The organism is Butyrivibrio hungatei, assembly GCF_001858005.1.
In the GTDB taxonomy this organism is placed as follows: domain Bacteria; phylum Bacillota; class Clostridia; order Lachnospirales; family Lachnospiraceae; genus Butyrivibrio; species Butyrivibrio hungatei.
The window spans coordinates 907,398-934,272 of the sequence record NZ_CP017831.1 but is presented as its reverse complement, the minus strand read 5'-3'; the positions used below and the strand labels follow the sequence as shown (position 1 = coordinate 934,272).

Sequence of the window (26,875 nt, the reverse complement as noted above, 5' to 3'; positions counted from 1 at the left end):
TTGTAGCCTTCTTTGTCTCTTTTGTTTCTATCTCTTTCTTTGCCATTTTAAGTTCCATTCCTTCTTTTTATTTTTTAATCGTCTGGCGATATCTCTGCATGTGCTAGTTTCTCAAGTTCTTTTTTGCCTTGAATAGTCTTGGTCAAAAAATCCGGATCATCCGGCTTTAGTTCACTCTTTTGCCTCTCATATCCTGCAAGCTTAACTCCGTAGATGATATCATGAAAGGCCTTTCGCCTCTGATCCTTGGTCTCTATCTCAACCAGGTTGGTATTGAACATCTCAGCAACCTGCCTGTGCTCCTCTTCCTCAGTGAATCTGTCCAGGATCGCAGCCGGTGAAAAGTTGCCATTTTGCATTCCCATAAACAGTTCTCTTGCGACACTCCTATAGAGTTCATCTGAGAAATCCTCTGGCGTTACATACCTGCTGACTTTGGAAAAGAGCTTCGGCTCATCTGTAAGCCATGTCAGGAGCAGCCTTTGGTTCTTTCTTGCTCCATCCTCTGGAGTATTCTTCTTTTGAATACCTGACTTTGGTCTCTCTGCAGGTTTGACCAGTCCGCCTTTTGCAGCAAAGGATGCTACAAGTCTTCTAAGGTCATCAACTGCTATATTATATTTGGCAGCAACAGCCTCAATATAGTTCTCTCTTTCAAGGGCCTCTTCGAATTCACATAGCTTTTTAGCAAGCTCTCTGTGGAATTCTGTCTTGGACTCCGGATCTGACATGTCATGCCTTGATTCCATGATCCTTACTTCAAAGAAGAAAGTATTCTCTGCATTTCTGATTCTTTCTTCGAAGGCCTCTTTTCCAAGGTTCTTGATAAACTCATCTGGATCCTTGTATGGTCTAAGGTCTAAGACTTTGCCTTTAATTCCAGCCTCTTTTAATATGCCGATTCCTCTAAGAGCTGCCTTGGTTCCCGCTTCATCACTATCGTAGGACAAGATGACTTCGTCAGTGTATCTCTTAAGGATCATAGCCTGTCCCGTCGTAAAAGCTGTACCAAGGGAAGCTACTGCCATATCAAAGCCTGCCTGATGCATAGCTATGACATCCATGTAGCCCTCGCAGATGATCATGTATCCTGCTCTGGAATTCTTGGCATAATTAAGGCCAAACAGATTTCTGCTCTTGTCAAATATCGGTGTTTCAGGTGAATTAAGGTATTTGGGCTTGCCATCTCCCATAACTCGTCCGCCAAAGCCTATAACCTTTTGGGATGCATCCTGAATCGGGAACATTACCCTGTTCCAGAACTTATCATGGGTTCCCATCTTCTCATCATGAGAAGCAAGACCTGCTTCAATGATCTGAGCATCAGTGTACCCCTTGTCCTTAAGGTATTTGACAAGATCATTACTTGAAATATTGGCATATCCAAGTCCAAAGTGCTGCATGGTCTCATCAGAAAGCTTTCTTTCTCTGAAATATTCCATGCCCTTTTGCCCACTCTTACCCCTAAGCTGGTAGTAGTAATACTTGGCTGCCTCTTTATTGATATCGTAAAGGATCTGTTTTTTATCTCGCAGAGCCTTGGCCTGCGGAGAATTGTCCTCATCAGGAAGCTTGATACCGGCTCTGTCAGCCAGCTGTTTGACCGCTTCCTGGAATGTTAAATTGTCATATTTCATCAAGAAAGTAATAACGTTGCCTCCGGCCCCGCAACCAAAGCAGTGATAAAGCTGCTTGCTAGGCGATACTGAAAAAGAACCGGACTTTTCATTGTGGAAAGGACAAAGTCCCATGTAATTGGAACCCTTCTTCTGAATGTGGACATACTGCCCGATCACATCCACAATGTCATTACTAGAGCGAACTTCCTCGATGAGCTCCTCCGAATAACGCATAAATTATAAAACTCCCCATGTATGAGGTATATAAACCTCTTCAAAAACTGCGATTGAATATCTGTCTGTCATAGAACTTACATAGTCACAGACAATCCTCTCCCTGGTCTCTCCTTCTTCTAGCATATTCTGAAGATAATCAGGAAGCTTCTCAATATGTTCAAGATAATACTGGTAAAGGATCTTGATCATCTCCTCTACCTTACCCTCCTGTCCCTTGGCTATAGGATTGGTGTAGACTCTGTCAAACATAAATGTTCTCAGCTTAAAGAAAGCATCATTAACTTCTGGTGACATCTTGATATCATCCTGGTCAAGGCTGTTGGCTACGATATCATGAATAAAGGTATCAAGCCACTCTCCACTGGTATGGCCAAGAACTCTGCTGATGTCGTCAGGAACTTCCTCTTCTGTGATGATCCCGCCTCGTACTGCATCATCCATATCATGGTGCATATAGGCGATCTTGTCAGAAAGTCTCACAACCTTGCCCTCAAGAGTGCTAGGTGTCAGATTCATCTCATGATTGAGGATACCGTCTCTGACTTCCCAAGTAAGATTCATGCCCTGTCCATAGTTTTCAAGCTTCTCAACTATTCTAAGGCTCTGCTCATTGTGTCTGAATCCATCAGGGCACATAGCATTAAGTGCCCTCTCTCCCGCATGTCCAAAAGGAGTATGACCAAGATCATGTCCAAGAGCAATGGCCTCTGTGAGATCCTCATTTAACATAAGAGCCTTGGCAATAGTCCTTGCATTCTGTGATACCTCAAGGGTATGAGTCATTCGAGTCCTATAATGATCTCCTTCCGGAGACAAAAAGACCTGAGTCTTGTCCTTCAGACGCCTAAAGGATTTGGAATACAAGATCCTGTCGCGGTCTCTCTGAAAGCAAGGCCTGATATCACACTGCTTTTCTTCTTTTTCTCTTCCTTTGGAATTCATGCTAAGAGTTGCATGCTTACTTAAGATCCGTGTTTCTCTTTCTTCTAACTGAGTACGAATTATCAAATGTTTAATCTTCCTTCTGTGGTTTTCATTTGTAAAAGCTAAAAAAAGAACCCACACTTAAATATTCTGTGTGAGTTCTCAAAATCCTTTTTTTATTTTAAAAAAATTTATGTTACCATTCACAGTATGGGATAGCCGCTGGCTGGTTCACTGGGGCCGCGCCCTGCCTCTGCCTAGTTCAGCTAAAGGGGGCCGCCAGCCTAAAGTTTGTTTTTGAGAATCTCTGAGGATTTTTCTATGTTCATGAGCGTTATATTTCTTACTTTAAATTCTGTTTTGAAACACTGTCTGAGTCTTTGATGCCATTTTTGCTGTAAAGTTTTGTTTTGCCCTCATCAAAAAAACGATACTTTTCTATGTGCTCATGGCAGCTTTTGTTTTAATACGCATGCTCTTGCTACAGACTTGCAGGGCGGAATTTATAATAAGTGGTCATAGGAGCTACGCTCCAATAACAGGAAAAGAGGTGATCTCGCAAGCCAGCTTGCAGAGTCACCTCTTATTCCTGTTTACAAAGCCCGCCTAAAGCGGGCGTGACCACTTATTATAAATTCTTAACGCCCTGCTTCAAACAACGCAAACCGCATGCGTTTCAAAAGCTGCTTATGAGCATAAGAAAATGGCGTTTTTTTGACAATTGTTCAAACCCAAAACTTTACATGCAAAAAATGGCAATCAAAGGCGAGTTTGTTTCAAAGAATTTAAAGTAAGAAATATAATGCCATGAAAATAAAAATCCGAAGGATAAACAAAAATAAACTTCAGGCTGGCGGCCCCACTTAGCTAGACTAGGCAGAGGCAGGGCGCGGCCCCAGTGAACCAGCCAGCGGCTATCCCCAAACTGTGAATGGTAACAAATTTATTTAGTCCATTCTGACTCTCTTGAAGTATATTGATCGTTTATCCACTGAACTGCCTGTTCAAGGCCTTCCTGGGATACTTCAAAATTCTCTGATGTCATTAAAGACTTGTCTGTATGAGCATATGAATTAGGCTCAGGCCACACTGTAGCCATAAGTGTTGCGGGACCTCTTTGGTCCACAGGAACGAACTTTACGTTCTCAAGGGGCTCTCTTGCAAGCCTGTAACGCATTCCCTTGTAGCTTCCAAAATATGCCTCTCCATACTCATAATGCATCAGGTTAAAAAAACTGCTTACTTCTATTGCCATTTAATATAAAAACCATCCTTAACAAAAAATTATAGGTATTAGAAGGTTACCTTACCTGTATCCTCATGATTAACAACATAATATGCTGCATTATCAGATGGCTTAATATATACCTGGATCTCCTTGATGCTTGTAAGCTTATGACCATTATTTACATAGTCCTTCTTGGCTCTTTCAATAATATCAGCTGCTCTGAGCTCATGGTGACTGTACTGAATGAATACTTCCTCTTTGCAGGTGTACTTGGCAGCCTTAAGAGAAAGATCATTACCAACAGTCTTGGCAACCTTAGCTGCCTTCTCTGACTGCTTCTTTACAGCCTTTGCCGCAGGAGCTGTCTTTTCCTTTGCCTTGTTAAGATAAGGAACTGCCTTATTCTTAATATCATTGACTACTGGCTCTGCTTTTTCCAAAACATCCTCATAAACAGGCTCTGCCTTTGTCTTAAGGTCATTCATAACAGGCTCTGCCTTGCTCTTTATATCCTTAACTACAGGCTCTGCCTTACTCTTTATCTCATTTATATAGGGTTCAGCCTTGTCTGTAACAGGCTTCGCAGCGACCTTAACATCTCTGATGATAGGCTCTGCAACCTTTTTTATCTCATCTACTGGTGATTTTTTTCCCATATCTGCGTCCTCCTGTCTACTCTACGTGATAATTATTTAAATCTGTTCATAAACTGAGCCATAGGTCCAATGGCGTCCTGTAAGTCCTTGATCGCAGTATTAAGTCCCTCAAAGTCAATCTCTGACAGGTTCTTGACTGCACTTGTAAGACCTTCGCCATTTTCCTTAACAAGCTCATTCATGCCACTGCTGGCTTCTGTGATGTTAGATATCATCTCATCCATGTCTTCAAGAGATGTCTGGGCCTTGATGGCAACCTGATTCACGTTATGAATGGTGCCCACCGCCTTTGGAACCACAGCTATCGCTACGATGACTACTGTTGCCGCCATAACTGCAATGCAGCATGTGGATATCTTTTGCCAAAAGAGCTGTTTTTTGTGGAGATCTCGCATCTGCGTTAAAAGAGCTGTCTCCGAATTATTTTCTCCCTCTTTTGCAACCACCTGTTCCTTCTCGTTAATATTCTCTTCCATTTTTTACCCCTCTAACAATGATTTATAGAACACAATGTAAAGAACACTAAGAACAGTATACACCCTGTAAAGAATTAAAAAAAGCAAGGACAAAGACTTCCGCAAGAAGATACCCCGATGGGACTTTGAGCAGAACCCTCGCAGCGTAGCTACTGGGTGAGAGTCCTCTTCCACATGACAAAAAAGGACTAGTTCTTTCGAACTAGTCCTTTTCAATCGTGCGGAAGATGGGACTTGAACCCACACGATGTAAGCATCACAAGATCCTTAGTCTTGCTCGTCTGCCAATTCCGACACTTCCGCATTTCCCGTCGCCGCTCTCTCGTGGCGACTTGATTATAATAGCATTGTAATTCTAAAACGTCAACAGAAAATTTCAAATTTTTTTAAGTTTTTTTCTACTTATTGATTCTCCGATCAAGTTCTATCTGCATTTCATTAATGAAGTCCTCGGGCTTGCAGTAGGAATAAGCCTCAAGATATATATTCCAAGCCATTTCGAAGTTATCTGCCATTACGACACGAGGAAGATATTGATGCTTACAATTTTCCATAAGCCTCCACGCTTTTCCTCCATCAGTTGCATTTGTCATGGTCTGAGAGTAGGTATACATAGGATACCATGGGCCTGGAGCATCGTTTACACCCAGCATATCAACATAGGTCTGAGCTCCATAAGCATCAAAACATTCTTTAAGATCATCAGAAAGAGTATCATAGAATTCGCTCTCCTGATCCTCTGGCTGCATAGCATTTCTGCCATCTCTGCTTGTTCCATTCCAACGAGGGAAATATGAGTAATCGCAGAAATGTGCTTTTTTGTAAGATGCATCATATGCATTTACTCTCATCTCCGGTGTTCTATAGAACATGCCCTTATTATCTACCTTGTAGTCCACTCCTTCGATTCCCCAGAACCTGAGATTGTGAACCTCCTGGCCAAGAAGATCGTTAACAAATTTCATAGCACCATCAATATCTTCGCAGCTCTTTGTAATGGCAAGTCCGCTACTGCTATGAAGAACATGTGCAGAGCAGTGCCACTGATTCTTGACATCTTCACTGATAGTAACAGGAAGAGGCACATACTGGCATCCCTCTTTATCAAGTCCTTTAGCCTTGAATGCGTCTTCAGCAACGTAGGCAAAATCCCACCACTGATCGATCATTCCAAGCACTCGTCCAGATGATAATTTTTCTATGTACTGATCATAGGACTGTGTAAAAGAATCAGGATCCACAATACCCTTTTTGTACTCCTCGTTAAGTCTCTTAAAGTATTTCTTGGCTGTTTCCGTGGTATTGTAATCTATTATGGTATTGGTTGTAGGATCAACTATGACCGAGCCATCATTTGGATAACCATCAAGAAAAGCTGGCGCATTCTCCAAACAGTAATACTTCCAGTCATCACAAAGAATAGTATAGGGAATAACAGGAGTACCATCTGAAAGCGTTGGGTTAGCGTTGTAATAATCATCTATAAGGTCAAAATACTGGTCCATTGTCCTGATTTGCGGATACCCCGCCCATTTAAGGACCTTAGTCTGTATCCAAAAAGCTTCCTCCGTATGAACACAGCCTTTTTCCTCACCATAGAAACTAGAAAACTGTGGGATCCAGTAAATATGCCCATCAGACTGTCTTAGCTCATTCCACTGATCTTCACTAAGATAGTTTTTGATATTAGGATATTTTTCGATATATTCATCAAGCGGCATCAATGCCCCTTTTTCATACAAAACGGAGCTCATCTCACCCGCGTCAATAAAGTCAGGATACTCATCATCTTCTATCATCCTGCCTATAGCTCTTTCAACGCTCTCATCCTGAAGCCAGGTCTCTTTTACCTTACAATTAGTCTTCTCTGCTATGACCTTGCTGATATCATTGTGATCATCTATCTCTGTTCCATGAACAGCAAAAAAAGCAGTGAATTCCTTAACCTGTTCTTCACCGCTTTTATTTGTTCTCTTTGGATCAAACCATAAGACTAGCGTCAAAATCAAACCTATACCAACACATATCAAAATGAAAATGTTAAATAAGCTCTTTCTCATGGATTTGCCTCATCTATATGCCAGTCTTATCATTCAAAATTGTCTATTTCAATATTTCCAGTATTTCAAGAGGATCATTTACAAAGTAATTATCTCCAGCGCCGACTTTTAAAAGTTCCTCTTTTGTTCTAAATCCCCAAAGGCATGATATACATTTAAGTCCTGTATTAACTGCAGTCAGATGATCAATCTCTGAGTCTCCAACATAAATGCATTCCTCCTTGCTAACTCCAAGCTGCTTTATAGCTTCTAAGCACTCATCAGGAGCTGGCTTTCTCTCAAGGCCTTCAGCTACACCAATTGCAACATCTACATAGTCTTTAAAATACAGATCACGAAGCTCTTTTACTGCACCCATAGACTTATTAGATACGATAGCCATCTTGTAGCCGCGCTTCTTGAGCTCTGCAAGAAGCTCTGGGATATGCTTATAAGGACCAGTCTTAATATTGCAATGGTCAAAATAATAAGCTTTGTATGCCTCTAATATCTCATTAAATCTTTCTTTGTCCATTCCCTCAGGAAGAATCCTCTCCATCAGGACTGCTGCTCCACTTCCTACACTATGCTTAACTTTATCCAGTGTTTTCTCAGGAAGATCAAACTTTCTCATAATATAGTTTACGGAATCTGTCAGGTCCTCAATTGTATTAAGAACAGTTCCGTCCATGTCAAAAATTACTGCCTTGTAGTTCATTAAAATACCGCCTTTTCCACATAAATATAGCACAAAAAAATATTATCCGCAAAAAAAGAAAAACATCTTCAGGAAGCGATCGACTAATTTCTGGAACATTTCTCAGCATCAATAGCCAGTACAAACATTAGAACATCCAATGCATCCTGAGGATTCTCAATATCTAATACATATGTATCAGTGAAATTAAAAAGTTCCTTGCTTACGCTTGCTATATGATTCCCGTTACTATCAAGGATCTGATAATCCCATTCCATGATCGAGCCGTCGATGTGCCAGCCGTTATAATCAAGGTTATAATGAGGCACAAATAAGGATAATTCCTTGTTTAGGCATCCTATAAATTGTCCATTCTTGTGAATTTCAAATTTTGGCAGGAATGTAAAAATCTTTTGAACAACCATCCCTACTTCATTTCCATTAGCATCATATATTACAAGCTTGTGTCCCCAGGATAATTGTCCCTTAACAACATAGACCACTCTTTCAGATTCATCATAAATATCATAACTATCAAACCATGAGAAAAATCTCTGCTTAAATAATAGTTTCATTTATCCCCCTTAACGCAAGGCCCCTGCCTTTTCATCGTATGAGCCCAATTCTACCAATGTTTCTAACTTTTCTCAAGCTTTTCGTATTAGAAACACTCACTATGCTGCTGGGTGCGAGAGGCCTCCCGCAAGAATAATGGGACTTTGAGCAGAGCACTTGGCGAGCTGTGACTACTTAGCGAGGTATTTCCGAGCTTAGTAGTCGCGTGTTCTGGCGAGCAAAGCGAGGGCAGAACTTCGTTAAGCGAGCCTAGTGCGAGCCATGGGTGAACACTTGACGAGCCGTGACAACGAGCGAGTCTAGTGTGAATCCCAGAACCCACGCAGCAAAGCTGCTGGGTGAGAGTCCCCTTCCGCACAACAAAAAAGGAACCAGTTCAATGAACTGATTCCTTTTGTTCGTGCGGAAGATGGGACTTGAACCCACACGATGTAAGCATCACAAGATCCTTAGTCTTGCTCGTCTGCCAATTCCGACACTTCCGCATTTAAAAATATATAGAACCTCGTCGCTACACTACGAAAAGATTCATAGTGCAGGAGAAGGGACTTGAACCCTCATGTTGTTGCCAACACATGGACCTGAACCATGCGCGTCTGCCATTCCGCCACTCCTGCAAGCGACAAAATTTATAATACCGATTTTAACGCATCATGTCAAGAGTTTGCCGCATTATTTCCAATAATTAAGCTGTTTCTTCATGTAAGAGGAGACATCCATATCATAGGCAAGTTTAAGGTTTTCATCTGTCAAAACTTCCTCGACTGAGCCCTTAGCAAGTATCTCTCCCTCTCTTACAAATAAAACCTCATCTGCAATGCCAAGCGCAAGGTTTATATCGTGGAAAACACCTATAAGCGTGTTCTTTACCACAGTTCCATCTGATAATGTAGTGCTTTGCGTTTTCCATTCATTAAGAAAGCTCATAAGCTCATCCTGATACTTAAGATCCAGATGATTTGTTGGTTCATCAAGCATCAGAACAGGTGTCTCCTGGGCAAGAGTCCTTGCTAGGAACACCCTTTGAAGCTGTCCTCCGGAAAGTTCGCCTATCTGCTTGTCTTTTATCTGATACAATCCGTTCTGTTTAAGACACTTATCCACAATCTCTTTATCTTTTTCAGACAAAATCCCCATAAACCTGGTGGAATACAGGTATCGTCCCAGCATAACAGTTTCTTCTATAGTATATGAAAAGTACAATGTGGATAACTGAGAAAATGTGGCCTGCATAGCCGCAATCTCTTTTCTCTTAAGGCTTCCTATCTCACGCCCCAGCATAGAAATAGAGCCATCATATTCAATAACTCCTCCAATGGCACGAAGCAGCGTAGTTTTTCCACTACCGTTTGCCCCGAGGATTGCCAGGCTCTTCCCCTCATCCAGGGTAAAAGAAATATTCTTAACGACAGGATTATCCAGAGGTGTTTTACCATATCCACAACTTAAATTTTTGACTTCTAATAGCACCCTTGTCACCTCCTGTCCCTAAAGTAAACCCACATAAAGAATGGAGCTCCAACAAGTGCTGTTACTGCGCCAACAGGAATCTCTCTTGGAGATAAAAGAGTTCTTGCTGCAAGATCAGCTATTGCCATAAACGCGCCGCCAAGGACCATAGACATAGGAAGTACGATCTTGTGTCTTGAGCCAAAGACTCTGCGTACCATGTGTGGAACTGCAAGATCCACAAAGCCAATGATACCTGAAAAGCATACAGCAGCTCCTGTCAAAAATGACGCAAGTGCAAGAAGAATGATCTTTACTTTTCTGGTATCTACGCCAATACTAAGAGCCTGTTCCTCACCAAAAGTCATAATATCGAGCTCTCTATGATAAAACATAACAGCAAATGAACCGATCACAGTGCAACCAAGAAGAATACCAACATGTATCCATCTTCTGCCAGAAAATGATCCCATTTGCCACAAAATAAGTCTCTGCATATGTTCGCCAGCCATTGAGCTAAGAAACGTCAAAATAGCATTAACAAAAAGCGAAAACACCATGCCAAACAGGATAATGGTGTGGTTATGCATATTTTTGTCAAGGCGAGATGCAAATGCAATAACCAAAAAAACTGTCAGAAGACCAGACGCAAATCCTGTGACAGGTAAAAGGAAAAATCCTAATACCGAACTTGTAACTCCTGTTATTATGACAATGGCTGCACCAAGAGATGCTCCAGCAGAAACTCCCATTGTATAGGAAGAAGCTAAAGGATTCTGAAGTATAGCCTGCATAATAGCGCCGCTGACCGACAGAGCTGCTCCTACAATAAATGCAGTGAGTGCTCTTGGCATCCTTATTTCCCATAATATAGAAACAAGGGATGGATCGATATTATCCGGCACAGGAGTTCCAACTATCTTGTGCCAGATAATGGACAAAGTGTCCATTACAGGCACGTAGACGCTGCCAACTCCAATACTCAGCACAATAGCGACAACAGCTACAATACAAGATGCGATTATTCTTACTGACAGTTTTTTATTATTCATTCTTTATGATTTATTTATGCAGCAGGCTGTTCTGCATCGAAATCAGCATAGTACTCAGGATAGATATCCTGCGCCATCTCGATCATAGCATCAACTACATGATGATTTGGACGGTTAACAGTATCTCCATCGATCTGGTAAATAGCCTGATCCTTTACAGCAGCAACATTCTCCCAGCCCTTCATTGTAAGAAGAACGTTGATAACGTCATCTGTGTACATATCAGCTGTAAGAATAACCTGAGGATCCATAGCTACTGCAGCTTCTTCTGTAAGAGCTGGCCACTGATCAGCTTCCTGTCCTGCAACGTTTGTAGCGCCTACAAGTGTGATCATCTCATCGATGTATGTGTTAGCACCGCATGTATAGATAACTGGTGAATCACCTGATGGAGTGAAGAGTTCAAAAAGAACTGTCTTCTTCTCATCTTCTGGGATTGTTGCAGCGATAGTCTTAATAGCCTCGATATCAGCTACCATATCATCAACAATTGCCTGAGCCTCTGTAGCCTTACCTACAGCGTTACCAATTGCAAGGATATCCTCCTGGATATCAGCAAGGCTTGCGCTACTTGGGATATCAAATACGCAAACACCAGCTTCTTTTACAGATGCAAAAACATCCTCACCATGGCTAGCGCTCATGCCTGTTGTGAATACGATATCAGCATTAAGAGCTACGATCTGCTCCTGATCTGGTGTCATCATATCAAACTGTGGGATATCTGCATTAAGAGAATCAGCATAGCTAGCATATGAATATGTATCGCATGCTACGATCTTGTCTGCAAGACCAAGGTCGATAAGAACCTGTGTTGTTGATGGTGCCATTGAAATGATTGAATTTACTTCTGTTGGAAGTGTGATCTCGTTACCACTTCTGTCGGTAACTACATCAGATGTGCTCTCCTGTGTTGTAGCAGCTTCTACAACTTCTGAGCTAGCTTCTACTGAAGCCTCCTGTGTTGCAACGCTCTGATCTTCATTTGCGCCACATCCGCAGACAAAACAAGACATCATGGCTACAGCCATGACCATAGATAAAAACTTTTTCTTCATAATATTCCTCACTTTCTTTGACCCGAAGAAAATTGGTTACTAGCTAAAGGCAGGTATCTGGCTCGGACACTATGTCCATTACAGTAGCGGCACTGCTGAAGAATCGCACTTCATTCCCTATTAAGTGGCACCGGAGAATCAATCCTGGTCACACCTTTTCGCCTCAAAAACATTAACACTAATACAAATATGTGTCAAATGTTATAGTCTGGATAACTTATCCACAAATGTGTAGAGAGTATTCATAACAAATGCTGCGCTCTTAAACCTCATGCCAAAGCACACTGCGCAGATTGTAAAGACTGCTGCAAGCACGTAGCTCACAACAAAGAAATGAACAAAACCAGCAGCAAGAAAAATGCATGCACAAACAAGCATACCAATAGCTGCAACAAGGCTTCTAAGCATATCCTGATGAAGAACAGTTATCTGAAGAAGGATTCCTTCTCTTTCTGTAATGATCTCTTCATCGGAAAGAACTTCAAAATCAAGCTTTTCAAGATGTCTGATATAATCCCTAAATCTCTTTTCCATATTTCCTCCATTTGTACTACCAACCCGTCTAACATTTTATATTATACGCTATAACGACAACATTTTACATATAAATATACTCAAGGATATCTTTGTTAAACTCGTCATTACCCTCAGTCTCTAGAGCCACATCGCAGTCTTCCTGGTCAGGTGCACATTCCCCGCAGATATCTACACCTATTACTTTCCTGTCAGATAATATCCTTCTGGTAAAAGAGGTGACATCTTCCCAGCGGGCCTGTCCCTGATCCCAGTTAGTCACAAGTTCATCCCTTGCAATAACATCCTTATCAATTGAAAGATAAACAGGATGCTCAGTTTCTGGAAGCTTTATATCTCCTGTTTCAGCATCAAATACATCCTCAAGGTCATAGAACTTAGCCTTACTCTGAATCTCTTTATCCAGCTTACTGATAAGCTCCCTGTCTGCGCCAATTACATGCACATCCCTTACATATGGATTATTTTCCAAAACATTAAGCACCCATCCGCCGCAGGATAAGATATCTCCGAACATTGGGGGCTGCATATCAGGATGATGATCAAGTACAACCAGTGAAAACGGCTCTTTTACCATATCCAGCAAAAGAGCTGACATATAATGATAGTTGCCTGAGTCAATAAAATGCACAGAGCCTGCAAAGTCTTTAAGATCAACAAAAGGAACATCTTCTTTATTAATGTAAGCTTTTATCCTTGCCTTTATTTCCTTTTTCGCTTCATCATCGCACATGCAATTAGTCCCGGAAACACCTTTAAGGTCCAAGACCTCACCACAAAATGAAGAGCCTTTATCTAATTGATAAAAGCTCTCCTTCTCATAGATTCCTGAAAAATTAACAACTGTAAAAAATGGCTTCATATTTAGTCCTCTTTATCATCTAGCAAGATCAGCCAAATGCACTATGGCATCTTCCTTAATAAGAGCATCGCCGTGCTCTTCAATAAACATAGCCTCAGGTGAATTGACAGTCATCATCTCTGAATACTCAACACCTGCTCTTCTCATATCGTATATAATGCTCTCTTCTGCAGACATAAGACCTGTAATGAGATAATATCTGCCTTCATACTTGTACAGATGAGAATCAACAATAGGGAGCCTCTGGACAACTTTAGCAAAACGCTTGGCCTCATCCATACCTTCGAACTCCATCATATACTTTGCATAATCTGTAAGCGGCTGATAGCTGGTATTGCTCTGATCAAGTACCGGCTTATCATCAAGGCCTCTTCCATAAATTCTATTGATCGTATCCGTAACATTGGTAATGACTTCGTTTAAAGCTATACCCTTGTCTCTACCAGTTTTTTCCTTTATTTCCTGAACTTTTTCCTGAGTCAGTGTCTTCAAAATAGTCTCTGCTGCTCCGCGGATACGGTCTGTTGCCTTCTGAATATCTTCATTGGTCATCTTCACAGCGAAGATGCGCACACTACCATCCATCATCATATTCTTGCTCATCATCATGACCTCTGTCTCAGGGTCATAGTCGAGCTGAGCTCCTACTTCCTTGTTGAGCTGGGCAAAAAACGACGTTGTATTCTCTGCGCCACTTATTACTGCTTCCGGAGTAAGACCTATCTCATGAAGTTCTGATGCTGCTATGTTGCATTCTACAGTTGTGTCATTCATTTTTACAATAATCACTAAGCATCAACTCCTCTCCTTGGATCATCCGCCAAATAATGGCGAATAGCCTGCTCCTATTGTACTGTTATTATATATCCACCAATTAGCACTGTCTATGAAAGAGTGCTAAAAATTCTATTAAAAGTCTTAAATCTTATCTTTTGTATATACATATATATCGGATGTTTAAAGACATTTAAAAAGCCCCTGCGATCATTTGTCGCAAGGGCAATAGATTACTGCTGTTTTCTGATATGTTTACTCTTTTCAGCTGCTTCTAATACATCAGGCGTAGAACCTGTAGCACTCATTTCTCCTGTGGCTTCGCATCGAACCGTAACTCTGTTAGCTCCACCTATAGTACATGTAAAAAGAGTCAGATCCCACTCACCAGCTACCATATCTATAACATCATAGGCTCCCAAAGTCTCGATATTGGCTACTTCGTATTTGTAACTCTTACCATTCATATCAGTTACAATAACTTCATCACCGGTTGTTAGCTGATTAAGATTTCCGAAATGCTCTACATAGTTGTGCCCTGCTATGATAAGGTCGTTAGAAGCTATAGAACCTCTGTATCTGCAGACCGCATACTTGGCATCTTCCTTGCTCCATCTGCTCTGAACTGGTAAAAGAAGTCCAAGTGAAGGAATCTCAACGGTTCCAACAAAGCTATGTCCATCAACATCAACTACTGGCATATCTGTAGAAGTATCTTCAAGTACAGTGTCAGGCATCTGATTGATAACTCCGCTAAGGAATGCATCTGATGCGCTTCCAGCCTGAGCAGACTCTATGAAATTGTTTCTGATTATCACAACCGCCAGCAGTATACAAAGTACGCCAAGGGCGATGTAGATATAACCTGATATCTTCTTCATATATTATCCTCTAGTAATATTATACCCCGCGAAGTAGCTTCGCAGGGTATTTTTTCAAAAGAATTTTATGCTTTGCTGTTCTTCCTGATTCCCTTTACTATAAGGACTACTCCTACAATAACAAGGATAGGAATTGGCCACCACAAAAGACCTGTCTGAGGAAGTCTTCTGGCACCAAGTACCTCTGGAAGATTTCTGATAGCACCAAGTACTTCTGGAAGACTTGGGAATCCAGGTGTCTCAGGATTCTCAGGTGGATTGTCCGGAGGATTATCAGGTGGGTTATCTGGTGGATTATCTGGTGGATTATCTGGTGGTGGGTTGTCTGGTGGTGGTGGATTATCAGGTGGATTGTATGTATTAGTAAGTACATATGTGATCTTCACCTTACCGTTGGCATTTGATCTGGTATCTGAAAGAGATACTGAATAATTGATATCTCCGCCAACTCTCTCTTCGAAAGTCCACATATACCCAGATTTATCACTCCAAGAATAATGCCAGCTGTTCTCTTCACTAAGAGTAACTGTAGCATACTCCTCACCATCTCTCTTGATAACTACTTCGATCGATGAAGGACGAAGATTTTCATATCCTGCGTCATTCCATCTCTTTAATAACTCAAACTCTTCATTAAGTGATTCTTTTTCACATTTACATGTAGCACTTGCTGAGTAAACGCCGCCTTCATAAATCCAGTTATCTGATGAATCAAGCTGTGGAACTGAGATAAGGAATGATGAAAATACATATGTACATTCCTCTGACTCATCAACTACTGTGCTACTTCTAACAAGGTAAATTCCAAGGTCAAGACCTGTGAACTTAGCATATCCGCCATTGCTTGTGGTAGTAGCTGTAGGTCCAACTGTATTTACTGCATATGGCTCAACAGCATCCAAGATCTTCTTCCACTGTTCATCAACTGTTGCCTTATCTGTAATGCTCTTAAGGTCTGTTACAGGTGATATAGCTTTATACTGACTATCAAGCTCAAAGAAACTTCCATCTGAGCTTACACTTCCGATCTTATAAATATTAACCTCAACACCATCAAAATGTCTGTCACCATATTTGTACTCTATGGTAAGTGAGCCTTTTTTGCTGGTATCAATAAGGCCTCTGGCCTGCGTGGTCATAGTCTTACCTGAAAACATAAGGGAAATAACGCATGCAGCCATCGTTATTCTTTTTAGAATCTTACTAAATCTCTTCATGAATGATTCCTCATTTAGCTTTAGCATTTTTCTTCTTTGGCTTTCTGGTCCTAAACAGGAAACCAATAAATGCTATAAGTAAAACTGGCGCTCCAACAAAAGGAGCAATTATCATAGTGCCATATCTCGTTGCATCCGCAGGCACGATTAATTTTGTTTCTTCATTATAATCAACACGCCTTGCTCTTACAAGGAGCCTGTGAGTATTGACACCGTAAGGTGTACAAGTCACCAGCGTGACATATTCTTCGTCATTAAAAATTGAAAGACCAGTTGTTTCTTCTGGCAATACAATGCTTATCTGATCTACCTGATAAGCGAAGGTCTGATCCATGATGTGTAAAAGAAATGTGTCTCCCACGATCATCTGATCAAGATCCGAAAAAAGTTTAGAGGATGGAAGTCCTCTGTGTCCGGAAAGAACCGCATGTGTTGACTTTGTTCCTGTAGGAAAAGAGGTTCCTTCTAAGTGTCCGATTCCTGTCTGTAAAACTGATTCTGATGTTCCGTGATATATTGGAAGATTTACTCCAATATTCTCTATTTCAATGTATCCGATAATACCTGTTCCTGTTGGATCAAGTATTTTGTTGTATTCTGCAAGCTCTTCTTCTGTAAGGTCAAAGCTCATAGGCTTTTCTACAAGTGCTTCATTGTAGGCGTAAGCCTCTTGCCAAAACTTTGTATAATCTTCTTCTGAAATATTTGCCATGGCATCTTCGTAATTGGAGATCGCACGGCTCTGATGCTTGGAGTTAATGTAATTACTAACAGAAGGGTATAAAAATATACATATTCCTGCTATAAATATAGCTGCAAATATGAAATTAGGTAACTGCTTCTTGATGCCTTTTTTAGTTGCCATTTAATTATTTCCTAAACCAAGATGAATCTTTAGTATTCTCTGGGGAATCCCCTGATTCCCCAAAGAATACATATCTTTTACAAGATTCAAATAATTATATAATGAACTTTTTCATACCCCAAATTTAATACCAAACTAATTATTCAGCGTCTGCTTTTCTGCGAACGATGAAGTATGCAATACCTGCTACAATAAGGATTCCACCAAGGATGTAGAAGATTGTTGTACCAATTCCACCTGTTGAAGGAAGAAGTGATCCTGAGTTGTTAAGTACAGGAATCTCTGCTGTGTTTTTACCGTTAACTGTAGCTGGTGTACGACCCTCAAGACGGTTGTAACCTGCTGGAGCCTTAGTCTCTTCGAAGTAGTATGTGCCGTTAGCAAATCCCTTAACTTCGATAACACCTGTTGTACCTGTTACCATAGTCTCTACAGTCTCGCCCTTTGTGATCTCGTCAGCTGTTGCTACGCGGTATACGTTTTTCTCTGTTGATGTAGCATCGCCTGTTCCTGAAACAAGAACTACAGGGATCTCAACATCACCTTTCTCTGTTGTGAAGAGCTTGAACTCTGCACCTGCAAGCTCTTTTCCAGTCTTAGCATCCTTCTTTACAAGGAAGATGTTGTAGTTAACTACATCTGTTCTATCTTTTCCAATTTCATTACCGTTATTATCTGTAAGCTTAACTTCGTTGTTCTGAACCATATCTACAGCCTTCTCATTTACTGTAGCTGAGTATGTGATCTCATACTGAGCATTTGAAGGATAGAGTGGCTTTAAGTTTGCATCAGCTGTTACAAGCTTGATTGTTGTTGTCTGTCCGTTATAGTTAACTTCAGCTTTAACCTCTGCACCATCAACTGTTACCTTTACATCCTTATTAGCTGTAAGACCTTCTGATAATGTATCAGTGAAAAGAAGGTATGTAACCTGGTCCTTACCGATGTACTGAGTAACTGTACCTGTAACCTTGTAGTTGACCTTCATACCAACCATCTGTGTAGGAACTGGTTTCTCTGTCTCACCCATTCCAACATAGAGCCAGTTAACTTCATTATCAACTGATTCCTGCTTATCAACTGTTGTTGTCTGGTTCTTATCGATTACAGTTGCGTTTGGAACTGCACTGTCAACTGTAACTACTGTTCCAAGTGATGATGTAATGAAATAATAACCAAAATCAAGACCTGTGAATGTAATCTCGCCGCCGTTACCTGTAAGTGTCTGAACTACTGAACCAAAGTTGTTCACATCTGGATGATCTTTATCTGTATTATCCTCGATGAATTTGAGAACAGCAGAATCTTCTGCGCCATCTTTTCTAACTACGCTATAAACACCATTATACTCGTTTACTGTAAATGGGCTTGTTGAAGCCTGAAGTGCTGCAAGGAAAGTAGCGTTTGATCCATCATATGTATATGCTACCTTGTCTCCCTCGTATGTTGCATCAAACACTTTATAAAGATTATAAGTCTTTCCCTCTGTTGTGTTGCTTACTGTGATGCTTCCGCTTCCAGCTGCCTTAACATCTAAGGCATTTCCTGCTGAGAATACCATTGAAAGTGCCATAGCACCAGCAATGATACCGGTTAAGATTTTCTTAATACCTTTCATTGTCTTCTCCTTTTTGAATCTTGTTTTTTGATTGTGTATGTTCAAAATCATTTCAGATTTTAAAACCGTTAATAGTTACATAGCTGCGTTTCTCTTGCGTGAAATATACATTCCAGCAAAAGCGATAAGCATAAATGCGATTCCAGCTGCGGCAAATGGAGCTTTTCCATTTCCACCAGTACGTGGAAGCTTGTTTGAATATACTGTCTTGTTGGTGATCTCTACTGATCCGAAGTTTCTGCCATCACTTCCAAGAGTGATCACATAACCCGTATCATATACATCTTTGCCATCAACCTTAGTCTTACTCTGACCATTTCCTGTTACTGCCTCAGAAAGGCCTGAGTATTTATAAGTTACTGTGTAAGTAGCGAGATATTCCTCAGCTTCTTTTACAGTATATTCAACCTTGTTGCCGTTGGCATCGACTATTGGAAGATCGTAGATCTCTACTCTCCACCCATTAGTACTTGAAAGAACTTCTGATCTGTAAAGTGTCCAATCTGATGTTCCAACTGGTCTCTGCCAGATATCTACATTAAGTGTGGTGTGATTCTTAGCATCATCGCTTCCGTCAGATGCAATCCACTTCTTGCTGATCTCAAGATATCCAGTCTTAGCATTGTTGAATGCTACATCAGCAACTGACTGACCTTCATCATACTGTACAAGATATGTGTTAGTCTCTGGCTTATTAGTATTTGGATTGATTCCAAGATACAACTTACATCTAGCAAGAGTTGTCTTGTATTCAGGATCAGCACAATATCTTACAGTAGCACCAAGATAGTAGAAATCTTCTGCGTCCTGAGTATATACCTTATCAGCAACCTTAGGATATTTCTCACCATCCGGATGGGTCATATTCTTTGATGTATAACTCTTAGGGAATGTTGTGTAATCTTTTTCAACAACCATCTCCACATAGTAAATAGTAGAGTCATACTTAACACCACCAATTCGTGTATTGGTCTCTGTGATCTTGTAGTAATATGTTCCTTCAAATCTAAATGGTATTGGATCAAACTTAGCAACTGCTGAGTATGTTCCATTCTCATTCTTAGTAGCATTTGCTCCAGTTAAGATAACCTTATTTGAACCGTAAGGCATTGGCTGCTTAAGATTATCTGTTGAAAGTTTTTCACCTTCTGATGTCTTGATAGTAAATCCTATAGGCTCAAGAACAAACTCAAACTGCATATCTTCGGTCCATTCAGCACCTGCAAAGTTCTTTGTAACCTGAATTGGTCCAATAGGATTACTATAGTAGTTACATACCTGAACTGTCTGGGTATGTGAATTATTGTTTACATCAGGGCTTCCAACCTTAACATTGCTTGGTCCCTTGTCGCTAAGATTACTCATATCACATGAGTAAACCTGTCTATAGTTTTCTCCACCTATTCCATAGCCTTTTTCATTTGGATCTTCGGCGTCTACTGTAAGGTCGTACTTTGTAACACGTGAATATGGTGAGTCATATATTGGTCTGCTTGTGTTAGAGCTCTCATCGTATTCAAATGTAAATCCGTCTGCTACCTCATCTACTGTGTAAGTTCCAGCTGGTAGACCAACAACTGTCCACTGAGCACTTTGGTTATATACAACCTTGTAGGTCTTTCCTGTTGGATATTCTGTAGCTATTCCCTCTGTTCCTGCTTCACCAACAAATCCCTGGAATACAATGTAATTCCCATTTGATTTATTAGTAATACGGAACTTAACTTGTTTTAAGAGAGCATCATTTTCTTTTAATCCATCTCTTACAAAGGCTGATCCGAAATCATTGATGACCATCTTGTGAATTCTAAGATAGCCATTTCCCTTATTATAGAAAGCTGGTTCTACACCATCTTCTGTCTTGATCCGGAAATTATCACCCTTTGCAATAGCAGTTACATAGATAGATTTATTTGTGTATCTAGGATCATTACTTTCTAATCTATCTTTTACATTTATGTTGTCATATGGAGCCTTATAATATCTTATGTCTTCTTTTTCAGTACCAAGATTCTCTATTCTGACATAGATATAATCAGTATCTTTTTCTACACACTGGTCATCTTTGATATCATTTTCGTTAATGATCAGATATATTTTTCCATCTGTGTAGTAATAATCAGGATAAACATCAAATGTATAGCTGATATCCTTACCTACATTTGTTAGTTCTTTGGTAAGTGTCTCTAATGTTCCATCCTTTTTCATGACTCTTACAGTAAATGAAAACTGCAAGTCACCAGGATCTTCATTATTGAGGTACTTATAAAGATGGAAGTTAGCCACTGTTCCCTCTACAGTATTAGTAACTGTAGCCTGTGCATTTTCATTAAGGAAACGTCTAACTGTTATCTTATGGATCTCACATCCCTTATATACAGAATCAGCAATGATCGTTCCTGCATATGATCCTGCAAGACTTACCTCTGCATCTGGAGCAACTAAAAGTCCTGATGCAATGTTACAGTTAATCTTTCCAGTATAAGGAACAAAGTCGCCATTGGCATCCTTCTGAACAAAGTTAACAACTATCTGGTTGGCAATGTCATGCCAATCACCAGTACCTTCGTTATTAAGAAGGAACTTATCATAGGTATAAGACTCGGCACCTGTAAGATCAACGTTTATTACAAGAAGTGTATCCTTATCTAAATATAATCCTTTATTTACAGCGTAATTGTCCTGCTGACCTGTAAAATAATACTTTGTAAGATCTGTCTGTAAGTAACCATTTTCTGTTGTACCAATAATATTGATAACTTTTACATTGTTAGTATCCTTAGCATAAGCAAGTCTACTTGATGCTGTCTCAGCCTGAGAACGCATATCGCTGACACTTACAGGGAACTGACCATCATATGTCTTAACGTTGTATCCCTGAGAATTCTTGTTAGTGTACTGAACTCCTACATAAGTAGAATCTGAAGTCTTGTAATAAACTGTAGCTCCTTCAACCTTCTGTAAGATTCCAGCATCACCAGTTACCATGTAACCATTCAGGTTCTCAATATAGTTATCAGAGAAGTAGCTTACGATATCACTATCACCTTCAATAAGATCTCCCTTGTATGTAACAGTGTAGCTACCACATGTCTCCTCATTTAATACTGGCTTACCATTTGGTCCATCAAGCTCATATACATAAAGGCTGGCATGTCCCTTAATATACTGAGCAACATCAACTGTGTATGAACCTTCTCCATCAGCACCGGTTGTTATGGTGAAATCTGAACCTTCTACTTTGTCTGTTCCATTTACATCATAGAAAAGAGCAAAGTTGAATGTTCCTGCCTTTGGTGATCCCTGAACCACCTTGTTGATAGTAACGTTATAGCTGTTAAGATGCTGATATACTACTGTTGAGTTACCAATTGTATACTGCTGAATATTCTTGATAGTACCAACAGCTATATTTGCTTCACTATGGCAATTACCACCATCGTAGTCATTTGCAACTACACCAAAGTAAGTTGCATCCCCAAACATACCTACAATCTCAGCCGCTGAATATGATTCGCTTCCTTCCCAAGTATGCTCACCAGTCTTAGTAATAGCACCATAAATTGAAAATGAATCTGTAGCGAATGAAATTGTATCTGCCTCTTCTTCAAGAGTAACTTTACTATTAGACAATACTTCTACTGAAATATCATCAGCTGTAATATCTGTAGCTTCGCTTGTAGCATCTACATTTTCAAGAACATCCCCACTAACAGGAAGATGCACTACTGTAACTTCCTCTGCCTCAGTTGCACCAAGTCCTTCAGAAATTGGCTTTTCAGGGAATGTGATAGAAACTTCTGCTGTTCCATCTGCTAACTGATACTCTTTTTCCTCAAAGAAGAAACCAATATCGAAGAGAACAACGTTTGTCTTATCATATACTTCAGCTTCTTCTGTACCATTAGCTGCTGCAATTGTATCTGAGTTCTTGTTAAGAGCATCGATATATGCGCTGTAGTTATAACCTTCTGTCTCAGAATCAAGCTTAGCTACCTTAAGCTCCACACCAGCTGGAAGAACCTCTGGATTAGAAAGCTTAACTGATACCTTGATTCCATCAGCTTCATACTCAAATTCTTCCTGAGTATTTACTTCATTATAATAAAGCTCTAAATCTGTATCTTTTTTGATCTCTATTTCATCACCAGAAACTGTTGTTGCTTCATAATATGAATACTCTACAGTTTCATCTTCGTCTTCATAAAGATATGAAGCTACGGCATCATCTTCTTCATCAGCTTTGGTCTTCTTTGACTTAACCTTTGCTTCGCCGTCCTTCTTCTCGATCTTTGTTACTTCTTCGCCATCAATCTCGCCCTTATAGAAGATATATCCCTCAAATTCCTTTGCTTCTTCTTTGAGATCAAATGAATCTTCTATATTAAGCTCTTTTGAATCTTCAAATTCTTCACCTTCAGCATTGAGATAAAGAACAGTAATAACAACATCTTCAATCTTATCTGATGACTTAGCTGTTGAAGCTTCATCTGCTGCATCACTGCTCTTGCTTGATGATGCATCGCTTGCACCTTCTTCAGCTTCTTCTGAATCTTCTGAAGTAGCCTCATCTGCTGCATCATCGTCATCACCATTTGCATCATCATTATCGTCATCGTCATTCTGATCATCGTCGCCATCTGATGGATCAACTTGATCATCATTCTGGTCATCACCGTCCTGATCATCATCGTTCTGAACATCACCACTCTGATCACCGCCGTTGTTCTCGTTATTGTTCATCTCATTAATAAGTCCCTGCTCGAATTCACTGTCAGCAGTTTCAAGAACAAGACCAACCTGCTTGGCTCCATCCTCTGTCATAGCCGTAGCTGGCTTGTTGAGAATGTATAATGTGATAGTTCCAGTAAGAATGGAAACACACAGTGCAAAAGCGAGCCACTTCTTGTAGTTCTCATGCTTCTTTATGTACTTTTCTGCGCGATTCTCTGCATTACCTCGCATGTTTTTACCTCATTACTTAATGGTTCCAAACGAATCAAATGGGAACACTCTAAAAATAACTTTACCTATTAACTGCTCCTTAGTTACGCAGCCTACAACGCTTGATCTTGAATCAATCGATGCACTTCTGTGATCCCCAAGAACAAAGTACCTGTTTTCTGGAACCTGATAAGGAAATGAAATATCTGTAGGTTCCAAGCTCTTTTCTGATGCATAAGGTTCATCAAGAGCTATTCCATTTACTGTCACATTACCATCGCTGTCGATATTGATCTTGTCTCCAGGTGATCCAAGCACCCTTTTGACCAAAACCTTATTATTATAATAGAAAGCGATCAGTTCACCTGGTTCAAATGATGAACTATTTTGAGCTATTACAATCTGCCCAGTTTCCAGAGTTGGAGTCATGCTGTCTCCGGTAACTTTAAGTACTGTGATAAAAAAACTGGAAACTAAAACTGCAAAGGCTGCCACAACAACCACTACTATCAATGTGTTTCTGAGAACTCTACGATATTCTTTTTTGTTGTTCTCTCTCTTGAGCTCTTTTTTTAGCTGTTCAAGAGTTGGCTTTTCAAATTCCTTTTCACCCATCAGTTTCTTATTCCGTTTCCTTCTTGGTGGTCCTACGCTTTCTTGTTGTCTTAGGCTTTACTTCCGCAGTCTCTTCGGTTTTCCTTGTCTCTTCATCCTGAAGCTTAGCTCTTGTTTCCTGAATCTCCTGCATTAACTGCTGGTATTCTTTCTGTGCACTCTTTTTGAGTGTCTCAAGATAAAGATCTGCTGCCTTCTGAGCTGACTCCATGATACCGCCAAGTTTTATAGAAGCTTCTGCAAGTGATTGTGAGTTTTCAATCTTCATAAGTGCATCATCAACTTGCTGCTGCATTTCTTCTTTTTCTCTAGTAAGTCTCGCCTTAAGTCCTGCGATATCCTTGTCAAATTTTGCTTTCTGTTCAGCTTTCTGTTCGCCAAACTTTGCTCTCATCTGAGCCTTTTCTTCATCAAAGGCTGCCAGCATTCTGGCTCTTTCTTCGGCCATCTCATGTTGCATCTGAGCCTTTTCTTTTTCCAGCTCTTCCTTGTATAACCTTTCGTGTTCCTTGGCAGCTTCAGCCTCTTCGGAGTATTGAATCATCATCTCCAATAACTCAGCTCTTGAAAGCTTCTTTAAATTGATCTCAGCCATAATACCTCACCTAAACTCCAGTTAATCGATTTCGTAACACAAAAATAAGGTATTTCGCAATGCCCCTGCAAAATACCTCACTAAAAACAATCGAAACGAAAGGCATTTGCAAAGCTGAATTATCCAACTGCTAAAAAATAACTCTCCCTGTACACGAAAGCACCACCTGTGCTTCCCGTTCATCCATGAACTCTAACGTACGTATTTTTGCAAATAAAAAGACCGACTGCGTGTCACAGCTCGGCCATCTTATGATGCCACGAACTGGCACCAGCAGCTGGCTATCTGTCACATACCTATGTGAGTGAGACCCTCTAGCTTTGCGTCACCGTCTTTCAACGGCTTTGCCTTTCAATACTACTCAGTTTCTTTGTAATGTTCATTTAAGTAATACATAAAGTTGTCTTTTATGTAATTGAATATAAACCATAGCTAAAATAAAATCAACATTTTTTTCATAAATTTTTCACAGTTTCTTCACGAAAAATAGCCGAGACTTAGTCTCGGCCTGATAAAAATAAATTTTCATAAAAGTCTAAAAAATGATACAGTTTCCATTTTGTGAATGAAAAAACGTTATTTTTTAATTATCTTTTTAAACCTCTGAGCACCTGTAACATCTCATCAGATGTAGTGATAACCTTACTGTTTGCCTGGAAACCACGCTGTGTAGTGATCATATCAGTAAACTCTTTTGCAAGATCTACGTTACTGGATTCCAATACTCCAGATGACATGTAACCGCCATCCTCTGTGATGTCCATATAGATCGGGTTTCCTGAATTGAGAGAAGCTGAGTAAAGATTATCTCCAACCTTCTCAAGTCCCATAGCATTATTAAACTCTGCTACTACGATCTGACCTTTCTTGATGGTCTGTCCATTTGAATACTTACCATAGATAGATCCATCTGTTCCAAAGGAAATGCCTGTAAGAACGCCATTTGCAAAGCCCTGCTGAAGGCCTTCTGTATTTCCTTTATATCCGTACATTGTAGAAGAATGAGTTGCTGATGATCCAGCATAGTTTGTTACGTATGAAAGATCAAGATTAAGAGCTCCAACTACGCCACCTTCTGTTGATGCTGTAAAATTAACTGATGTAGGTGAAATCAGTGTTCCATCATGTTTATCAAAGAGAAGATCCCATGATTCCTGATCCCCAGTGCTAACTGTATTTCCCTTGGTATCAAGCACAGACTCTACTGAAAGTTTGTATGTATTGTCCTGAGTATCTCCGGCATCTGTGAGCTTGAACTTGATAGTATAGTTCTTGCCGTCTGTACCAAAAACTTCTATTCTCATTGTCTTTCCTTCTTTTAACGAAGGATCAAACTTATCAATATTTCCTTTGAAATATCCGGCGCTTGTAGCCTGGCCTGGGAGATAATCTACAGAATCAACCTGACCATCCTCGTTGTAGTCGATGTTGGTCCTATTAATGACATTTAAAGGAGCCTGGACAGTTCCGCCAACCTGGCCCTCTCCCATCTGTCCCATTACATAGTAACCATTATTCTGTGTAACAAGGTTACCTTCGGCATCTATAGTAAAAGAACCATCTCTTGTGAAATTTACAATTCCTTCTCTGACATCAGGTGTAACGCAAAAGAATGAATCGCCTGTGATCATGAGGTCCATTACATTGCCTGTTGTCTGCATTGATCCAGACTTTGTAACGTTGGTATAGATCGAGCTGACCTTTGAGCCAAGACCCACCTGAGAAACATTTGTAGTTGCTGTATTGTCACCTGCGCCTGTTCCATTTTTTACAGTCTGATATAAGACATCAGCGAAACCTGTTGCCTGTGATTTATATGAAGTTGTATTTACATTGGCAATGTTATTACCAATTACATCCATTTCAAGCTGGTGAGTTTTAAGACCGGCAACGCCAGACCACAACGATCTCATCATAGAGCACTTCCTCCAAAAATTATCACTATCGCACGTCCTTGTT

At 40.3% G+C, this 26,875-nt stretch carries 22 protein-coding genes, 3 tRNA genes and 2 riboswitches; all 25 genes read right to left on the bottom strand.

From position 1 onward, the window contains the following. Positions 1–74: 74 nt before the first annotated feature. The 25 genes from dnaG to bhn_RS04445 all read right to left on the bottom strand — a co-directional run bounded on the left by dnaG (position 75) and on the right by bhn_RS04445 (position 26,832). Complete coding sequence (gene dnaG, locus bhn_RS04565) at positions 75–1,853, bottom strand: DNA primase (RefSeq protein WP_071175576.1); 1,779 nt, start codon at positions 1,851–1,853, stop codon at positions 75–77. Between the two features lie 3 nt (positions 1,854–1,856). Beyond that, positions 1,857–2,864 carry a deoxyguanosinetriphosphate triphosphohydrolase gene (locus bhn_RS04560; RefSeq protein ID WP_071177431.1) on the bottom strand — a complete coding sequence of 336 codons (1,008 nt, stop codon included), beginning with the start codon at positions 2,862–2,864 and terminating at the stop codon, positions 1,857–1,859. Positions 2,865–3,723: 859 nt separating this feature from the next. Then, entirely contained in the window at positions 3,724–4,035 is a 312-nt protein-coding gene (locus tag bhn_RS04555; protein ID WP_071175575.1) for a hypothetical protein, read from the bottom strand. Positions 4,036–4,073: 38 nt separating this feature from the next. Further along, positions 4,074–4,664 (bottom strand): DUF6465 family protein, encoded by a 591-nt coding sequence (locus tag bhn_RS04550; protein WP_071175574.1) that lies wholly within the window; start codon positions 4,662–4,664, stop codon positions 4,074–4,076. A gap of 32 nt (positions 4,665–4,696) precedes the next feature. Next, entirely contained in the window at positions 4,697–5,140 is a 444-nt protein-coding gene (locus bhn_RS04545) for a hypothetical protein (RefSeq protein WP_071175573.1), read from the bottom strand. A gap of 219 nt (positions 5,141–5,359) precedes the next feature. Continuing rightward, positions 5,360–5,443, bottom strand: a tRNA-Leu gene (locus bhn_RS04540). A gap of 95 nt (positions 5,444–5,538) precedes the next feature. Continuing rightward, a complete protein-coding gene (locus bhn_RS04535) occupies positions 5,539–7,200 on the bottom strand; it encodes a type 2 periplasmic-binding domain-containing protein (RefSeq protein WP_071175572.1) in 1,662 nt (553 codons plus the stop codon). Positions 7,201–7,243: 43 nt separating this feature from the next. After that, a complete protein-coding gene (locus bhn_RS04530; protein ID WP_071175571.1) occupies positions 7,244–7,897 on the bottom strand; it encodes an HAD family hydrolase in 654 nt (217 codons plus the stop codon). A gap of 83 nt (positions 7,898–7,980) precedes the next feature. Then, on the bottom strand, positions 7,981–8,451 hold the full coding sequence (locus tag bhn_RS04525) for an LURP-one-related/scramblase family protein (protein ID WP_071175570.1): 471 nt from the start codon (positions 8,449–8,451) through the stop codon (positions 7,981–7,983). A 402-nt stretch (positions 8,452–8,853) separates the two neighbouring features. Next, positions 8,854–8,937, bottom strand: a tRNA-Leu gene (locus tag bhn_RS04520). Between the two features lie 49 nt (positions 8,938–8,986). Further along, a tRNA-Leu gene (locus bhn_RS04515) sits at positions 8,987–9,069 on the bottom strand. 55 nt (positions 9,070–9,124) lie between these two features. Further along, entirely contained in the window at positions 9,125–9,922 is a 798-nt protein-coding gene (locus tag bhn_RS04510) for an ABC transporter ATP-binding protein (protein WP_202816792.1), read from the bottom strand. Between the two features lie 5 nt (positions 9,923–9,927). Then, positions 9,928–10,953, bottom strand: a complete 1,026-nt coding sequence (locus tag bhn_RS04505) for a FecCD family ABC transporter permease (protein ID WP_071175568.1) — start codon at positions 10,951–10,953, stop codon at positions 9,928–9,930. Between the two features lie 14 nt (positions 10,954–10,967). Next, positions 10,968–12,011 carry an ABC transporter substrate-binding protein gene (locus bhn_RS04500; protein WP_083385719.1) on the bottom strand — a complete coding sequence of 348 codons (1,044 nt, stop codon included), beginning with the start codon at positions 12,009–12,011 and terminating at the stop codon, positions 10,968–10,970. A gap of 31 nt (positions 12,012–12,042) precedes the next feature. Continuing rightward, positions 12,043–12,184: riboswitch (cobalamin riboswitch) on the bottom strand. Positions 12,185–12,212: 28 nt separating this feature from the next. Further along, complete coding sequence (locus bhn_RS04495) at positions 12,213–12,545, bottom strand: hypothetical protein (protein ID WP_071175567.1); 333 nt, start codon at positions 12,543–12,545, stop codon at positions 12,213–12,215. Positions 12,546–12,609: 64 nt separating this feature from the next. Beyond that, positions 12,610–13,407, bottom strand: coding sequence for an arginase family protein (locus bhn_RS04490; RefSeq protein ID WP_071175566.1), 798 nt, complete (start codon positions 13,405–13,407; stop codon positions 12,610–12,612). A gap of 15 nt (positions 13,408–13,422) precedes the next feature. Next, on the bottom strand, positions 13,423–14,196 hold the full coding sequence (locus bhn_RS04485; protein ID WP_148661916.1) for an adaptor protein MecA: 774 nt from the start codon (positions 14,194–14,196) through the stop codon (positions 13,423–13,425). Positions 14,197–14,414: 218 nt separating this feature from the next. Next, on the bottom strand, positions 14,415–15,062 hold the full coding sequence (locus bhn_RS04480; RefSeq protein ID WP_071175564.1) for a sortase: 648 nt from the start codon (positions 15,060–15,062) through the stop codon (positions 14,415–14,417). A gap of 65 nt (positions 15,063–15,127) precedes the next feature. Then, entirely contained in the window at positions 15,128–16,279 is a 1,152-nt protein-coding gene (locus tag bhn_RS04475) for a Cna B-type domain-containing protein (protein WP_071175563.1), read from the bottom strand. A gap of 10 nt (positions 16,280–16,289) precedes the next feature. Continuing rightward, positions 16,290–17,144, bottom strand: a complete 855-nt coding sequence (locus bhn_RS04470) for a class C sortase (protein ID WP_071175562.1) — start codon at positions 17,142–17,144, stop codon at positions 16,290–16,292. Between the two features lie 139 nt (positions 17,145–17,283). Continuing rightward, complete coding sequence (locus tag bhn_RS04465) at positions 17,284–18,762, bottom strand: SpaA isopeptide-forming pilin-related protein (protein WP_071175561.1); 1,479 nt, start codon at positions 18,760–18,762, stop codon at positions 17,284–17,286. 75 nt (positions 18,763–18,837) lie between these two features. Then, positions 18,838–23,727: a Cna B-type domain-containing protein gene (locus bhn_RS04460; RefSeq protein WP_071175560.1), complete on the bottom strand. Its 4,890-nt coding sequence runs from the start codon at positions 23,725–23,727 to the stop codon at positions 18,838–18,840. A 12-nt stretch (positions 23,728–23,739) separates the two neighbouring features. After that, a complete protein-coding gene (gene lepB / locus bhn_RS04455; RefSeq protein WP_071175559.1) occupies positions 23,740–24,321 on the bottom strand; it encodes a signal peptidase I in 582 nt (193 codons plus the stop codon). A 7-nt stretch (positions 24,322–24,328) separates the two neighbouring features. Continuing rightward, positions 24,329–24,916, bottom strand: a complete 588-nt coding sequence (locus tag bhn_RS15800) for a hypothetical protein (RefSeq protein ID WP_071175558.1) — start codon at positions 24,914–24,916, stop codon at positions 24,329–24,331. 269 nt (positions 24,917–25,185) lie between these two features. Further along, a riboswitch (cyclic di-GMP riboswitch) is annotated at positions 25,186–25,275 on the bottom strand. Between the two features lie 228 nt (positions 25,276–25,503). Beyond that, positions 25,504–26,832, bottom strand: coding sequence for a flagellar hook protein FlgE (locus bhn_RS04445; protein ID WP_083385712.1), 1,329 nt, complete (start codon positions 26,830–26,832; stop codon positions 25,504–25,506). Positions 26,833–26,875 lie beyond the last annotated feature (43 nt).

What these genes read in the sequence shown, in the direction of transcription:
- dnaG (WP_071175576.1), bottom strand. Translation starts at nt 1,853, where the DNA reads ATGCGTTATTCGGAGGAGCTCATCGAGGAAGTTCGCTCTAGTAATGAC.
- bhn_RS04555 (WP_071175575.1), bottom strand. Translation starts at nt 4,035, where the DNA reads ATGGCAATAGAAGTAAGCAGTTTTTTTAACCTGATGCATTATGAGTAT.
- bhn_RS04550 (WP_071175574.1), bottom strand. Translation starts at nt 4,664, where the DNA reads ATGGGAAAAAAATCACCAGTAGATGAGATAAAAAAGGTTGCAGAGCCT.
- bhn_RS04545 (WP_071175573.1), bottom strand. Translation starts at nt 5,140, where the DNA reads ATGGAAGAGAATATTAACGAGAAGGAACAGGTGGTTGCAAAAGAGGGA.
- bhn_RS04535 (WP_071175572.1), bottom strand. Translation starts at nt 7,200, where the DNA reads ATGAGAAAGAGCTTATTTAACATTTTCATTTTGATATGTGTTGGTATA.
- bhn_RS04530 (WP_071175571.1), bottom strand. Translation starts at nt 7,897, where the DNA reads ATGAACTACAAGGCAGTAATTTTTGACATGGACGGAACTGTTCTTAAT.
- bhn_RS04525 (WP_071175570.1), bottom strand. Translation starts at nt 8,451, where the DNA reads ATGAAACTATTATTTAAGCAGAGATTTTTCTCATGGTTTGATAGTTAT.
- bhn_RS04505 (WP_071175568.1), bottom strand. Translation starts at nt 10,953, where the DNA reads ATGAATAATAAAAAACTGTCAGTAAGAATAATCGCATCTTGTATTGTA.
- bhn_RS04500 (WP_083385719.1), bottom strand. Translation starts at nt 12,011, where the DNA reads ATGAAGAAAAAGTTTTTATCTATGGTCATGGCTGTAGCCATGATGTCT.
- bhn_RS04495 (WP_071175567.1), bottom strand. Translation starts at nt 12,545, where the DNA reads ATGGAAAAGAGATTTAGGGATTATATCAGACATCTTGAAAAGCTTGAT.
- bhn_RS04490 (WP_071175566.1), bottom strand. Translation starts at nt 13,407, where the DNA reads ATGAAGCCATTTTTTACAGTTGTTAATTTTTCAGGAATCTATGAGAAG.
- bhn_RS04480 (WP_071175564.1), bottom strand. Translation starts at nt 15,062, where the DNA reads ATGAAGAAGATATCAGGTTATATCTACATCGCCCTTGGCGTACTTTGT.
- bhn_RS04475 (WP_071175563.1), bottom strand. Translation starts at nt 16,279, where the DNA reads ATGAAGAGATTTAGTAAGATTCTAAAAAGAATAACGATGGCTGCATGC.
- bhn_RS04470 (WP_071175562.1), bottom strand. Translation starts at nt 17,144, where the DNA reads ATGGCAACTAAAAAAGGCATCAAGAAGCAGTTACCTAATTTCATATTT.
- bhn_RS04465 (WP_071175561.1), bottom strand. Translation starts at nt 18,762, where the DNA reads ATGAAAGGTATTAAGAAAATCTTAACCGGTATCATTGCTGGTGCTATG.
- bhn_RS04460 (WP_071175560.1), bottom strand. Translation starts at nt 23,727, where the DNA reads ATGCGAGGTAATGCAGAGAATCGCGCAGAAAAGTACATAAAGAAGCAT.
- lepB (WP_071175559.1), bottom strand. Translation starts at nt 24,321, where the DNA reads ATGGGTGAAAAGGAATTTGAAAAGCCAACTCTTGAACAGCTAAAAAAA.
- bhn_RS15800 (WP_071175558.1), bottom strand. Translation starts at nt 24,916, where the DNA reads ATGGCTGAGATCAATTTAAAGAAGCTTTCAAGAGCTGAGTTATTGGAG.
- bhn_RS04445 (WP_083385712.1), bottom strand. Translation starts at nt 26,832, where the DNA reads ATGATGAGATCGTTGTGGTCTGGCGTTGCCGGTCTTAAAACTCACCAG.